This window comes from Geoalkalibacter subterraneus (assembly GCF_000827125.1).
GTDB lineage: Bacteria > Desulfobacterota > Desulfuromonadia > Desulfuromonadales > Geoalkalibacteraceae > Geoalkalibacter_A > Geoalkalibacter_A subterraneus.
In genome coordinates this window covers 2,444,450-2,457,642 of record NZ_CP010311.1, presented here as the reverse complement: position 1 = coordinate 2,457,642, position 13,193 = coordinate 2,444,450, and the positions used below count along the sequence as shown (strand labels likewise).

General features: G+C 55.3%; 10 protein-coding genes. 6 read left to right on the top strand and 4 right to left on the bottom strand.

The features are described from left to right. Nucleotides 1-29 precede the first annotated feature (29 nt). Nucleotides 30-323: an ArsR/SmtB family transcription factor gene (locus GSUB_RS11405; protein WP_040200891.1), complete on the bottom strand. Its 294-nt coding sequence runs from the start codon at nucleotides 321-323 to the stop codon at nucleotides 30-32. A 319-nt stretch (nucleotides 324-642) separates the two neighbouring features. Here GSUB_RS11405 and GSUB_RS11400 point away from each other — a divergent pair, with 319 nt between their 5' ends. From GSUB_RS11400 to panP, 4 genes are read left to right on the top strand one after another with little or no spacing between them, the layout of a single operon-like run. Then, nucleotides 643-1,578 (top strand): calcium/sodium antiporter, encoded by a 936-nt coding sequence (locus GSUB_RS11400; protein WP_040200890.1) that lies wholly within the window; start codon nucleotides 643-645, stop codon nucleotides 1,576-1,578. After that, nucleotides 1,575-2,408: a DUF3108 domain-containing protein gene (locus GSUB_RS11395; protein ID WP_040200889.1), complete on the top strand. Its 834-nt coding sequence runs from the start codon at nucleotides 1,575-1,577 to the stop codon at nucleotides 2,406-2,408. Before GSUB_RS11400 ends, GSUB_RS11395 begins: the two co-directional genes overlap by 4 nt. A gap of 15 nt (nucleotides 2,409-2,423) precedes the next feature. Beyond that, a complete protein-coding gene (locus tag GSUB_RS11390; RefSeq protein ID WP_040200888.1) occupies nucleotides 2,424-4,070 on the top strand; it encodes a putative manganese-dependent inorganic diphosphatase in 1,647 nt (548 codons plus the stop codon). Between the two features lie 41 nt (nucleotides 4,071-4,111). After that, nucleotides 4,112-5,755, top strand: a complete 1,644-nt coding sequence (gene panP, locus GSUB_RS11385) for a pyridoxal-dependent aspartate 1-decarboxylase PanP (RefSeq protein WP_040200887.1) — start codon at nucleotides 4,112-4,114, stop codon at nucleotides 5,753-5,755. An 86-nt stretch (nucleotides 5,756-5,841) separates the two neighbouring features. Here panP and nrfA read toward each other — a convergent pair whose 3' ends face one another. Together nrfA and nrfH are read right to left on the bottom strand one after the other, a co-directional pair. Continuing rightward, nucleotides 5,842-7,344 carry an ammonia-forming cytochrome c nitrite reductase gene (nrfA, locus tag GSUB_RS11380; RefSeq protein ID WP_040200886.1) on the bottom strand — a complete coding sequence of 501 codons (1,503 nt, stop codon included), beginning with the start codon at nucleotides 7,342-7,344 and terminating at the stop codon, nucleotides 5,842-5,844. Nucleotides 7,345-7,368: 24 nt separating this feature from the next. Next, nucleotides 7,369-7,896: a cytochrome c nitrite reductase small subunit gene (nrfH, locus tag GSUB_RS11375; RefSeq protein ID WP_040200885.1), complete on the bottom strand. Its 528-nt coding sequence runs from the start codon at nucleotides 7,894-7,896 to the stop codon at nucleotides 7,369-7,371. A gap of 275 nt (nucleotides 7,897-8,171) precedes the next feature. On the opposite strand from nrfH, the gene GSUB_RS11370 reads away from it, so the two are divergent. Further along, nucleotides 8,172-9,746 (top strand): ATP-binding protein, encoded by a 1,575-nt coding sequence (locus tag GSUB_RS11370; protein ID WP_040200884.1) that lies wholly within the window; start codon nucleotides 8,172-8,174, stop codon nucleotides 9,744-9,746. Continuing rightward, complete coding sequence (locus GSUB_RS11365) at nucleotides 9,746-11,083, top strand: sigma-54-dependent transcriptional regulator (protein ID WP_040200883.1); 1,338 nt, start codon at nucleotides 9,746-9,748, stop codon at nucleotides 11,081-11,083. The genes GSUB_RS11370 and GSUB_RS11365 overlap by 1 nt, the downstream gene beginning before the upstream one ends. 61 nt (nucleotides 11,084-11,144) lie before the next feature. On the opposite strand, the gene GSUB_RS11360 is transcribed toward GSUB_RS11365, so the two are convergent. Next, complete coding sequence (locus tag GSUB_RS11360; RefSeq protein ID WP_052464872.1) at nucleotides 11,145-13,070, bottom strand: methyl-accepting chemotaxis protein; 1,926 nt, start codon at nucleotides 13,068-13,070, stop codon at nucleotides 11,145-11,147. Nucleotides 13,071-13,193: the final 123 nt, after the last annotated feature.

Sequence of the window (13,193 nt, the reverse complement as noted above, 5' to 3'; positions counted from 1 at the left end):
TGCGGGCAGAGAGAGTTATTACAGAAAAATCACTGGCAGGAGATTTGCTCGAAAAGGGCGCCCACGATTCGCCGGGCTTCCGGGCAGACCACCTGATAAAAGACCTCTACCCCGTCACGGCGCCCTTGAATGATCTGCTTGTTCTTGAGCAGTGCGAGATGCTGGGAAACGGTGGCCTGGGGCAACCCGAGGCATTCCCATATTTTTTTGACGTTGCAGGAGTTGGACATCAGTCCGGCTACGATTTTGAGCCGAACGGGGTGGCCGAGAACCTTGAGGATTTCAGCTTCCCGCTCGAATGTCTGCATTTTATCGAATTCCATAGTCCGATTCGCGCCCCCCGGAAGGTTTGTAGGAGATTTGAGTGGTTAGAGGTCATTGAATGCGGGTATCTTATTATTGTAAATCTGCTATGTCAAGTTGCATTGCCCTGTCATGCCTCACTCAAAGCTACACACAAAAATTAACCCAAAAAAACGACCTTTTACGCTTGCCTTCTTGCAGATTTCCCTATGATCGCATAATCTTGGCTCCTGTTTTCCCCGGCTGATTTCCAGCGTACCGCAACAGGTTCTTCACAGTTGTGCGCAGGAGCGGGCGTGTTGAAAGTTTTCCTCGCTTCAAATCAAGGACCGAAATACCGTGTTTCTTTCCATTGTGCTTTTCGTTCTCGGGCTTCTAATTCTGTACTATGGGGCCGAATACCTGGTAGACGGCTCATCCCGTCTGGCGATGTCGTTCGGCGTACGCCCACTGGTTACGGGAATGACGGTTGTCGCCTTTGCGACCAGCATGCCCGAGATGATGGTGTCGCTTCTTGCCGCCCTCAAGGGGTCGTCTGATATCGCGGCCGGCAATATCGTGGGCTCCAATATTGCAAATATCGGCCTGATTCTGGGGTGTGCGTCCCTGATCATGCCGATGGCTGTCGCCAAAACAACCCTGCGCCGTGAAATTCCATTCATGATAGGCGCGTCGGTCCTGTTTTTCCTTTTTAGCCTCGATGGCCGGCTCGGGTTTTTCAACGGTGCCGTCCTTTTCTTTTTCCTGCTGGTCTTTCTTTTCTACTGTCTCCGCACCGCTCGGGGGGCGGTGAATGAAAGTGTTTCGAGTCTGATCGACGAGTTTTCCGCGACCCGTGCCCGGGACAGCTTCAAATCCGTTGTCGGCATGGTGGGGTTGGGAACGGGGGCCGAACTGATGGTACGCTCGGCAGTCGATATTGCGACGACCCTGGGCGTTTCAGAGGTGATTATCGGCCTGACCGTGGTCGCGTTGGGAACAAGTCTGCCGGAACTGGCGGCATCGGTGGTCAGTGCATTGAAAGGGCAGATGGATATCAGCGTCGGCAATGTGATCGGCAGCAATATTTTCAATCTGCTTTTTGTTCTGGGGATCTGCCCTATGATTCGCCCTATTGCCGTGGATCCTTCGCTGCTGCGCCTGGAGCTGCCGGTGATGATTCTTTTCAGCGTGGCGTTGATTCCGTTGCTGGTCCCCGGCTATCGGCTTAATCGTCCTCGCGGCGCTCTTCTGCTTACAGGGTACCTGGCTTTTATCGGAGTATTGTTCTTATGATGAGCTTTTTTCGCTGCGTGTCTGTTCTGCTTTTGCTCGTCATTGGCTGCTCGTTTCAGGCTGCGGCTGCGGATCAGGTTTCTGAGCTTTCGACAGCGGCTCCCGTCACCCGGATCGATTCCCCCGGTGCGATGGTGGGTGAAACTTTTTCCTATGATATCGCCTTCCTGTGGTTCGATCGACTGGCTGAAGGTTCTCTGCGGTTTGAAGAGGCTGATCAGGATGGGCAGTACCGGGCTGTTCTGGAGGCAAAAACGCTTGGCGTCGCGGCTTTTTTCACTCGTGATAGACGCGAGCGGCACGTCAGCCTGATGGAACTCACTTCAAATGGTGGATTGCGATCGCTTGAATTTGAGTCGACGACCAGTAAAGGACGCGGCAGCAGTCGTGAGGACCGGGTTCGGCGTTATATTTTCGATTATGAGAACGACAAGGTTTATCGGGAGCAGGTACGCACCGGGAAAAAATTCAAGCGCGACACCTATGAACTGCAGAACAGGGATTTCGTCAACGATGTCCTGACCGCTTTCTTTACTTTTCGCATGGGCTATTTCGGCGCAGTCGAGCCCGGGGCCCATTTCGATATCCCGACGTTCAGCCGCAAAGGGCCGGCCTCTATGACGGTTGATGTTCTGACTGCGGAGGAACGTGTTGGAGACCCGCGTTTTCCCGCGGAGGGATTGGTCTGCCGGGTGCATGTCGACAAAGAGATATTCAAAACCGGTGATGGCCGTATTTATCTGTGGATTGACGAACAGGCTCGACCCGCCTCAGGCGTGGTGGAGAAGGTTCTGGGACTGGGGGATGTGCGCGGTACCCTGCGCAATTGATTGGAGATTAAAACGATGCCGCAATCCAGAATATACGTGATCGGGCATAAGAACCCCGATACCGATTCTATCTGCAGCGCCATGGCCTATGCCCGTCTGCGTTCTCATCAGGGGCTTGAGGGGATCGAGGCTGCCCGCGCGGGCAATATCAATCGTCAGACAGAGTTCGTGCTCGAAGAGTTGGCCCTGCCGACGCCGCCGCTGCTGGCCGATGTCGACCCGCGGGTGCGCGATGTACTCGGTGAGCATGTGGTGACCGTCAAGCACAATACGCCTTTGTCGCGGGCGCTGGAGTTGTTTCACCTGCACAATGTGCGCATGCTGCCGGTGGTCGATCAGGAAAATCGGCCCAAAGGGATTCTTTTCCTCAAGCGGGTGTCTGAGCGCTTCCTGGTGCCGCGCCAGGAAAAGGAGATCCGCCGGGTGCAGGCCAGCGCCTCCTCTATTATGAAATGCCTCAAGGCGACTTCGCACAACCTGGTGGATGAGGATCAGGTCGAAGATCTGAACATGTATGTCGCTGCCATGGACTCCTCTACTTTCCGCACCCGGATGGAAGGGCTGGACGCGCGGCAGATGGTTCTCGTGACAGGAGATCGCCTCAAAATATTGCAGGAGGCGGTGGAGATCGGCGTGCGCATCCTGATCGTGACCGGCAACCTGCCGATTCCCGCGGAAATTATCGAACGTGGCCGCGAAAAGGATGTCACTATTATATCCACGCCTTTTGACACAGCGACCACCAGTTGGCTCACCCGCCTGTCAACCCCGGTGGATTTCCTGGTCAGCGAGGATTTCCCTGCGGTCGCGGAGATGGATCGTCTCGAGGATCTGCGCCTGCGCCTGATGCACAGCAACGAGCCCGGCGTCGTGGTTCTCGACGGTGACGGGCGAGTGTGCGGGGTGGCGACCAAAACCAACCTGCTGCGCCCTTCTCCCGTGAAGCTCATTCTGGTTGATCACAATGAACTTTCCCAGGCGGTCAATGGCGCCGAAAAAGTCGAAATTCTCGAAGTCGTTGATCACCATCGGCTGGGGAATTTCCACACTGACCATCCGATTCGCTTTATCAACCAACCGCTGGGCAGCACCTGTTCGGTGGTCGCCGCCCTGTACCGCGAGGCTGGGATCACTCCGGACCGGGTCACTGCAGGGCTGATGCTGGCCGGGCTTCTGTCCGATACCGTGATTTTAAAATCGCCGACAACCACCGATACCGACCGGGACCTGGCCGATTGGCTCAGCGATCTTTCCGGGTTTGATATCGAGGAGTTCGGCCGTCGCATTTTTGCCGCCGGCAGTGCTCTGGCCGCCTATTCTTCACCACGGCAGCTGGTTCTTGCCGATTTCAAAGAGTACGACAGCGGGCAGAAATTCGGTATCGGGCAGGTGGAGGTTGTCAACTTCGAAGAATTCCATCAGATGCGATCATCCATCGTTGAAGCCTTGCATCAGATTAAAAAGGAGCGTAACCTCGACCTGGCGGGGTTGCTGGTCACGGATATCGTTCAGGAAACCAGTCTTTTGCTTGCCCTTGGCGGAAAAGAGCTGCCCTACCTGATCGGCTATCCGCGCGTGGAAGACGACCTTTATGAACTCAAAGGCGTTCTGTCGCGTAAAAAACAGCTTGTTCCCCATCTGTTGAAGGTGCTCAAAGCCTGACGTTGCAGTCAACCCCGTACAGAAGAGCAGAGCCGAGTCCCATGCCCAGATCAAAAGAGTCAGCACGCGCTAATCTGGAGAACCTCTATCGGATTTTCACTGTTCCTGAAGCACCGGATTCCACCCTGGGGCGCATCGACCAGGCCATATCCGACAATGTGACCGGTTTTCTCCAGAAGCATATTGTCGCTTTGGAAAACAGCATCACCGACATCGAGAAATCTTTCGATGATCCGAAAATACCCGAAGAGCCGACCTTCGTATCCGACTATACCGAGTTCATCAAAGAGAAGCTGGTGGCTCAGTCGGTCCACACCGCGGCGCCCGGGTTTATCGGCCATATGACTTCAGCCTTGCCTTATTTCATGCTGCCGCTGTCACGCATCATGATCGCGCTCAACCAGAACCTGGTGAAGGTTGAAACTTCCAAGGCATTTACCCCCATGGAACGGCAGGTGCTGGCCATGCTGCACCGCCTGATCTATTCCGAGTCGGACGCATTTTACCATCGCTGGATTCATGACAGCCGTTACGCGCTGGGTGCGTTCTGTTCGGGGGGGACAATCGCCAATATCACAGCTCTGTGGGCCGCGCGCAATCAACTGTGCAGCCCCTCCGGAAATTTCCGCGGTATCACCAATGAAGGATTCTTTCGGGCGATGCAGCACCTTGGATGCCAGGGGCTCGCTGTGTTGGTCTCCAGGCGAAGGCATTATTCGCTGGGCAAGGCTGCGGATCTGCTTGGGATCGGCCGCGAGAACCTGGTTCTGGTCGAAACGGATGATCGAAACCGGATCAATATGGCTGCCTTACGCGAACAGTGCCGACGCATTCAGGACAAGGGGATCCGGCCTTTGAGTCTGATCGGCATTGCCGGAACAACTGAGACCGGCAACGTGGACCCTCTTGAAGAGATGGCGGACCTGGCCGAGGAAATCGGCTGCCATTTTCATGTGGACGCCGCCTGGGGCGGCCCGACACTGTTCTCAGAGAAATATCGCAGTCTTCTGAAGGGGATCGAGCGGGCCGATTCGGTGACCATCGATGCACACAAACAACTCTATGTGCCGATGGGGGCGGGGATGGTGCTGTTTAAAGATCCTGCCGCCCTTTCATCCATCGAACATCATGCCGCTTATATCATCCGGCACGGTTCAAAAGACCTGGGCAGCCATACCCTGGAGGGTTCGCGTCCCGGCAAAGCCATGCTGGTTCATGCGGGGCTGTCCATTATCGGACGCAAAGGTTATGAACTGTTGATCGACCAGGGGATTGAACGGGCACGCCGTTTTGCCGAGATGGTTCAAGAACATCCGGACTTCGAACTGGTGACGGCACCGGAACTCAATATTTTAACTTACCGCTATAATCCAGCCTCTGTGCAGGAGGCTTTGGCACATGCTGACGCGGAGACGGTTCGTGAAGTCAACGAACTGCTGGATAAAATGACCAAGCGGATTCAGAAGCGGCAGCGTGAGGCCGGAAAAACCTTTGTTTCCCGAACCAGCCTTACGCCCGAGCGTTATCGCGGCCAGACCATCATCGTGTTTCGGGTGGTGCTGGCCAATCCACTGACCACCGAGGACATTCTGGCCTCGGTGCTTGAAGAGCAGTGTGAATGGGCTCGTCATCCGGAGGTCTCCCCGCTGCTCGATCAGTTGCAGGAGATGACGGCCGCGGCCTGACAGGCTTCTTTTATGTAACAAAAAAACGGCCCTGTCCGGAACAAGGACAGGGCCGTTTTTTTTGTTATGGTTTTTGATCTTCGGGATCAGTTAAAGGATGTTTTAAGCTTCATGCCTTCACGCAGTTTGGGATCATAAATGCCTTTTTCCTTACCCATCTCGAACCATTCCTGCTTGAGGCCGTTGATGAATTCCTTCTTCTCTTCAACAAGTTCATCCATGGGAAGGCCGACAAGCTCCTGAGCTTCTTCCTTGCTGGCGTAGGCAGGGGCTTCATAGTTGGTATCACCCAGTTCCGCAAGAATAACGCGCAATTTCAGGCGAGCGTCATGAGCTTTGTTAATGGCTCCGCCCAGCACGCGCAGGATTTCTTCAGGGGCATGGAAAAATGCACCGTGGGCGGCCACGGCATAATCCCAGCGCCACTGGCCATGACGAATATCCTGCAGTGCCGCTTTCATGTCCTCTTCGGTGGCTCCAAGTTCCCAGGCCCGTGCGGCTTCAAGGTGAGCTTTGGCAAGAATGTCCGTGGCTTCGCGGGCCAGTTCGTTCTTACGCTCCAGCTTGCGGTCGATTTTGGCCTTGAATTCCTTTTCCGTTCCCTGATGACAGTTCAGGCAGGTGTTGGCGATATCGTCCAGGGGGCTGCCCACCTTGTGGTTGGAGTACTTCACGCCCCCTTCGCGAACATAAGGCATGTGGCAGTCGGCACAGGCCAGCCCGTTCTGCCCATGAGCGCCTGTAATAAAGGTTTCATAGCCGGGATGCTGGGCCTTGAGCATCGGGGTTTTGCTCAGCTTATGAGTCCAGTCGGAAAAATCCCTTTCATCGTAGTATTCTTCCATGTCCTCGGCGGCAAAGCCGTTGTTCCAGGGCAGGGTGACAACCTTTGCGGTTTGTTCCTGGCCGTTCTCATCGGTCCATTTCGTCGGTTTGAAATAATACTCGACGTGGCACTGGGCGCAGACGAGGCTGCGCAAGTCCTGGTGGGTTGCGTCGCTGAACTTCAGGCTGCCTTCAGCGTCAAGGGCACGCTTGAGATAGTCACGCGTCACGTTGAGCTGCATGGTTTCGTTGTTGTGACAATCGGCGCAGCCAATAGAGTTGACGATTTCGCCGCCAAATCGGGCCCAGGCGCCGGTAAAGTAGTCGTGCTCGCCGATTTCGTCAATCAGGCGCGGGACATCGGGGGATTTGCAGGTCCAGCAGGCGGTCGGCATGGGTCCGGTCTTTTCATCCACCGGGGCGCCGGTGCGCAGTGTATTGATATTGTCTTCCAGGGCGTAGAAGTGACCGCGCGGCGCGTTGTAGTCCTTGGAGAAACCATAGCCGGCCCAGAGCACGACCAGGTTGGGATCATCTTTGAGGATATCTTTGATCTCGTCGCTTTTGCGGGTCTGGATGTATGAATCATACTGGCGGGGGAAGTATTTGCCCCACTCTGAACTGCGCGGGTCGAGTTTTTTAATGTCGGGAACTGCATTGATAGCCTGCTGTTCAGCCTTGTTCTCCTTGATGGAAACCAACAGCAGCAGCAGAGGGACCATGATGACCAACGAGACGATTGTGATGATCCATGATTTTTTCATCGATGATTCTCCTGGTTCGATTTTTTAGAGTTCTTTGACGCCAAGATTGTTTTGCGTGGTGGTCAGATTTCTGGTCAGGCCGTGAGGCAGGCCGCGATGGCAATCCCAGCACTGGCGCCCCATGGGGACGTTGTCCTGAACGATTTGATAGTTTTCCGCATTTTCCTGCATCTGGGAAACGATCTCCTCATGACAGGAAATGCAGTTGGTCTGGATACGCTGGGCGGCGTCCTGGGTGACGCGCAGGTTGTAGCCGTAATTGCCCAGCGTCATGGCGAGGGAGTGGTTGAATCCATCCTTGGATTTGGCGATCATTTTGCTTACGAATGAATCGCGCGGAAGATGGCAGTCCACACAGGTTGCCCTCTCACGATGGGAACTGTGCTGCCAGGTCGCGTAATGGGTGTTCATGGTGTGGCAGTTGATACAAACCTTGGGGTCGCTTGAGAGGTAGGAAAGCGCCTTCGATTCATACACCACATAGACGAACAACCCGATTACCGCCACCACGCTGCAGATGGCCACGTACTTCATGAAGTTGTCGTTTCGCATAAGCCGCCTTTGAGTAGAGAAGGTTAACGGTTCACAATCAACCTTATTTGCCTGCCGAAAATATTACGTTCAGTTTACCAGCACATTTTTCGGCTTCAATCATGCTTCACTAAATAATGGTAGCAACGGGTGTGCCACCTTAAAAAGTGTTTTAAAACAGTATGTTGTGAGGATTGAGTGTATGGGTGTGTTACCTCCGGGTAGCGTCTGTGCGGAACATGTGTTACTTTCCGGTAACGTGTAGGGATTTAGCGCTGGAAAGGCGGATGAGAATCATGCAGCTGAAAACCAAATTTGTTCTGATGGTGGGATTGGTCACCTTTTGCTCGTACGGGGTGACTTTTTACCGAACCTCGAGTTTTCAGGAAGACCTTGTGGTTGAGCAGGCGACGCGCCAGGCCAAGATGCTGTTTCATCAGATTCGCCTGACGCGTCAATGGGTTGCTGATCACAACGGGCTCTTCTTTGTAAAACAGCCCGGGGTTGAGAATAACCCTTTTCTCAAGGAGGGGGCCATCCGCGACGAGCGAGGCAACTGGCTGGTCAAACGCAATCCGGCCATGGTGACCCGGGAGCTTTCCGTTTATGCCGCCCGGGAAGGGATGGGACAGTTCAATGTGACCAGCCTGCAGCCGATCAATCCCCTCAATGCACCGGATGATTTTGAGCGGCGCGCCCTGGAAAATTTCTCCCAGGGGACACCCGAAACCGTCGCCATTGAAAAAATCGCCGGTTCTTACCGACTGCGCTACATGGCCCCTCTGGAGGTCGAGCAGCAGTGCCTGAGCTGTCACTCCGGCCAGGGCTACGAGGTCGGCGACATACGCGGCGGAATGAACGTCACGATTCCCATGGGCCCTGCTTTCGCCGAGATCAGAACCAATAACCGCATGCTTCTCAACATCGCCGTAGCGACCATTCTGATTGTCTCCTTGACCATATATGTTCTGTTTGATCTTTTGGTCGCCAGGCGCCTGAAACTTCTGGCCGGGGCGATGGACCGCTATCCGCAGGGAAGTTTGTCGACCAGGTTTTCTGCGATGGAGGACGAAAACGACGAGATTGGCACCCTTTCCCGTCATTTTGAGAATTTGTGCAGTCGTCTCGAGCGATCCCGCAGGGAGTTGGATGAGACGCGCGAGCAGATGTTCCAGAGTGAAAAACTTGCGGCGTTGGGACGACTGGTTGCGGGCATATCCCATGAAATTAACAACCCGTTGGGAGGGATGCACAACTGCATCCAGACCATGAAGAAAAACACAGACAACCCCGAATTGCAGGAACGATATCTGGAACTTCTGGCACAGGGGGTGGAGCGTATCCGTTCGACCGTGCGGCAGTTGCTCAACATCGGCCGCAAGGAACCGCTGGAAATAAAATGCGGGGACGTGGACTCCATGATCCGGGACTGCCTTGAATTGACCTGTCTCGGCCGGCGCACTATTGCTCTGGAACTCAATCTCGGTGTTCAGAAACCGGTATGGGTTTGGATGGAAGCACTGCGCCAGGTCATGCTCAATCTGGCGGGTAACGCTGTACAGGCCATGGGTGAGAAGGGGGGTGTCCTCAAAGTCTCCAGCCGCGTCTCCGGTTCGGACCTGGTGGTTGAGGTCGGGGACAGCGGGCCGGGAATTGCGCCCGAACACATGGACAAAATTTTTGAACCCTTTTTCACCACCAAAGAAGTGGGAGAGGGCACCGGTCTTGGGCTCTCCGTCTCCTATTCCCTCATCCGGCGCATGGGGGGAGAGTTGAGCGCCCGCAATGCAGAGCCCAGTGGGGCGGTGTTCACCCTGCGTGTGCCCCTGACGGATTCACGACATGAAACGGGAGAAGGAGGAATAAGCTGATGGTCCCGCGTATCCTTGTGGCTGAAGACGAAGAAATTATGCGTATCACGGTGATCGACCACCTGCGCGATCAGGGCTGGTTGGTCGATGCGGCTGCCACGGGCACTGAGGCCGTCGAGAAACTCGGCAGCAACCGCTACGACCTTGTTCTGTCCGATATCCGTATGCCTGGGCTCGACGGGGAGCAGCTGCTTGAAAGAATTAAAAACCAGGCACCCAGAACCGAAGTCGTGATGATGACCGCCTACGGCAGCAGTGATAATGCGGTCGCCTGCCTGAAAAAGGGGGCGGCCGATTACATCCTGAAGCCTTTCGACCTGGATGATCTGAGTTTGCGCATCTCCCGTCTGCTGGAAATGCAGGCGGTCAAGGCGCGGTGTGTGTCGCTGGAGCATTGCTGCGGCAGTCGCCGTCCGATTATCGGTTCAAGCCCCGCCATGCAGAAAATGTTGCGCATGATCAGCCAGGTTGCCGCGGTGGATTCAACGGTTCTGCTGCAGGGTGAGAGCGGGACCGGCAAAGAGCTGGTTGCCGCGGCGATTCATTATGAAAGCCGGCGTGCGGAAAAACCTTATGTCCGCCTCAATTGCGCAGCGATTCCGTCCGGCCTGATGGAATCCGAACTTTTCGGGCATGAAAAGGGGGCGTTTACCGGGGCCGATAAAACAGCGGTCGGCAAGTTCGAGCTGGCCGATCAAGGGACCATTCTTCTGGATGAGATCGGCGATATGCCTCTTGATCTTCAGGTCAAGCTGCTGCGGGTGCTTCAGGAGCGCGAGGTTGAGCGGGTAGGGGGCAAGGCCCCTCTGCCGGTGGATGTGCGTGTCATCTGTGCGACCGCAAAAAATCTGGAAGAAGAGGTTCGCAAAGGCAATTTCAGGCGGGATCTTTTCTACCGACTGCAGGTCATTCCCCTCGAAATTCCGCCCCTGCGGGAACGCGGAGATGACATCCTGGAGCTGGCGGAATTTTTTCTGGAGGAATTCGGCCGAGAGCGCGGACTGACCTTTGAGCTTTCATCCGAAGCAAGGAGCGCGCTGGAGAGTTACCAATTCCCCGGCAATGTCCGGGAGCTGCGCAATATTCTGGAGCGGGTTTCAGTACTCGCTCCAGCACCCAGAATCCAGCTGTGGGATCTGCCCCCAGAGATTCGCGACACGCAATCCGACGCTGTGGAGTATGCCTGCGATACCCTGGCGGAAGCCGTTGCTGCGGCTGAGCGAAAATGCATTCAACGGGCCCTGGTAAAGACCGCCGGCAACAAGACCGAATCCGCCGCCCTGCTCGGAATCAGCCGCAAAAACCTGTGGGAGAAGATGAAGCTCTACGGACTCTGATTTCCGGCTCATTTTTACAGAGGTCCAGCGTAGGGCCGCAACTCCACGAGAGGCTTCTCTTTTAATAGCGGCCAAATTCATCATCATCCAGGGCAATCATTTCCGGGGGACTGCATGATGTGCCCGATCTCCCCCATTCCTCCTTTTTTACCGTTTCGCCCTTTTGGGGCGCGGCACTTGTCTCCGGTGGATGGGATGGCCGCCGGGCCGGTGTTGCGGTGTGCTGCGGAGCAAGGGGCCGGGCGCTATCGAGCTTGAAGCGTGACAGCATGGTGTGCAGACGCACAGCCTGTCCGGAAAGATCTTCTGCCGCCGCGGCACTTTCTTCGGCCGTGGCCGTATTCTGCTGCGTCACCTGATCGATCTGCGAAATGCCGATATTGATCTGGTCGATCCCTTCCGCCTGCTCGTTGCTGGCTGTGGCGATTTCGCCGGCGAGATCGGTGATTTTGCCGATTCCCTGGACGATCTCTTTCAAGGCCTCCGCTGTATGTTCAGCGATCTCTGCGCCGTTCTTTGCCTTGGCGAGGGAGCCTTCAATTAATTCAGCTGTTTCCCGTGCCGCCTTGGCGCTGCGGCCGGCGAGATTGCGCACCTCTTCCGCTACGACAGCAAACCCTTTACCATGCACGCCGGCACGCGCAGCCTCCACCGCGGCATTGAGGGCCAGCAGGTTGGTCTGGAATGCGATCTCGTCGATGACTTTGATGATTTTCGAAATATTCTGCCCGGAATTATTGATATCGGTCATGGCGTCGACCATCTGCTGCATCTGCTGATTGCCGTTTTCCGCCGATCCTTGCACCTGCCCGGTCAGTCGATCCGCGAGACCGGCATTGTCGGCATTTTTCTTGGTTTGTGACGTCAATTCATGCAGGGAGGCACTGATTTCTTCAAGGGATGCCGCCTGTTCGGTTGCTCCCTGCGATAAAGCCTGGCTTGAATCGGCAACTTCTGCAGAGCGGCCGTTGATGCGCTCCCCCACCTGCTGAAGTTCGGAGACCAGTTGATTCAGGCTGGTATTGGCGCGGGCCAGCGGCTCGGCGATCAACCCCTGGGCCTTAAAGGTGAAATCTCCGTCGGCCAGGCGCTGGAAAGCGGTCAAAACCTCATGCTTGAGGTTGTCGGCAAACCGGTCGAGGCTGTCGGCGAGGGTACCGATTTCATCCTCGCGCGCCATTTTCAGGCGATGGTCGAGATCTCCACTTTCGAGACCTGAAATCATGGCGACAGTACGGTTGAGCGGTTGAATGAAAGTGCGGCTGATGAAAAAGACGAACAGCAGGATATAGACCGCCATCCCTGCCAGCACTGTCATCCCTCCTTTGAACATGGCCCCGGCCACCATGGCCTGAGCGGAGTCCAGGGATTGGATCACCTCGAATGCACCGTGTACTTCGCCGACCTTCCAGCCCTCCATGCGCGCGCCGGTGGGGTCGAGTCCCTTGTCGTTGCCCCAGTATTTTTGCGAGTCGGCCGGATCGCCGTGACAGTTCATGCAGGGCTGCGATAAGACGACCGGGCGGAAGTAGCGCACGGCATTCTGCGTTTCATCGATTTCGTAATACTCGGTGACTCCCTGTTGAAACGCTTCCAGTGCGCGAGCTTCCATAGGATCAGGCTGGTTGGCAGGATTGCGCGGCTGGAATTTAGGGGTACGGAACGTGTACTCACCTTCTTCCGATTTTTTCATGGCAGCCTGCCATGCCGAGACAACCGGAACTGCGGCAATGATTTTCTGCTGTTCTCCGTTCTGCATCCATTGTCGCAACTGTTCGCGGGAGAAAAGCCCCTGGGCCCACTTGTCTTCCATCTCCTCACGGGTGGATTCGGCTGTCAGGCAAATCGCGCGTGCCTTGTCGATAAAAGCGTCCAGGGCCGTGCTTTCCGAATGAAAATAGAAAAGACCAAACAGCAGAGAAACCAATACCAATGGCAATATGATGCCGAGCGCCAGAATTTTTGTCCGAATGGAAAAACTGTACATCGCCAAATTTACTCCCACGCAGGAAAAGAGTCGTTTTTCAATTCTTTGACCAAAAGTGTCGAACGATTGACCTTCAGGTTGCATAATTTAAGTTTTAAGCAGGTTTTATGCCGGGCTTGATCT

What these genes read in the sequence shown, in the direction of transcription:
- GSUB_RS11405 (WP_040200891.1), bottom strand. Translation starts at nt 323, where the DNA reads ATGGAATTCGATAAAATGCAGACATTCGAGCGGGAAGCTGAAATCCTC.
- GSUB_RS11395 (WP_040200889.1), top strand. Translation starts at nt 1,575, where the DNA reads ATGATGAGCTTTTTTCGCTGCGTGTCTGTTCTGCTTTTGCTCGTCATT.
- GSUB_RS11390 (WP_040200888.1), top strand. Translation starts at nt 2,424, where the DNA reads ATGCCGCAATCCAGAATATACGTGATCGGGCATAAGAACCCCGATACC.
- panP (WP_040200887.1), top strand. Translation starts at nt 4,112, where the DNA reads ATGCCCAGATCAAAAGAGTCAGCACGCGCTAATCTGGAGAACCTCTAT.
- nrfA (WP_040200886.1), bottom strand. Translation starts at nt 7,344, where the DNA reads ATGAAAAAATCATGGATCATCACAATCGTCTCGTTGGTCATCATGGTC.
- nrfH (WP_040200885.1), bottom strand. Translation starts at nt 7,896, where the DNA reads ATGCGAAACGACAACTTCATGAAGTACGTGGCCATCTGCAGCGTGGTG.
- GSUB_RS11370 (WP_040200884.1), top strand. Translation starts at nt 8,172, where the DNA reads ATGCAGCTGAAAACCAAATTTGTTCTGATGGTGGGATTGGTCACCTTT.
- GSUB_RS11365 (WP_040200883.1), top strand. Translation starts at nt 9,746, where the DNA reads ATGGTCCCGCGTATCCTTGTGGCTGAAGACGAAGAAATTATGCGTATC.
- GSUB_RS11360 (WP_052464872.1), bottom strand. Translation starts at nt 13,070, where the DNA reads ATGTACAGTTTTTCCATTCGGACAAAAATTCTGGCGCTCGGCATCATA.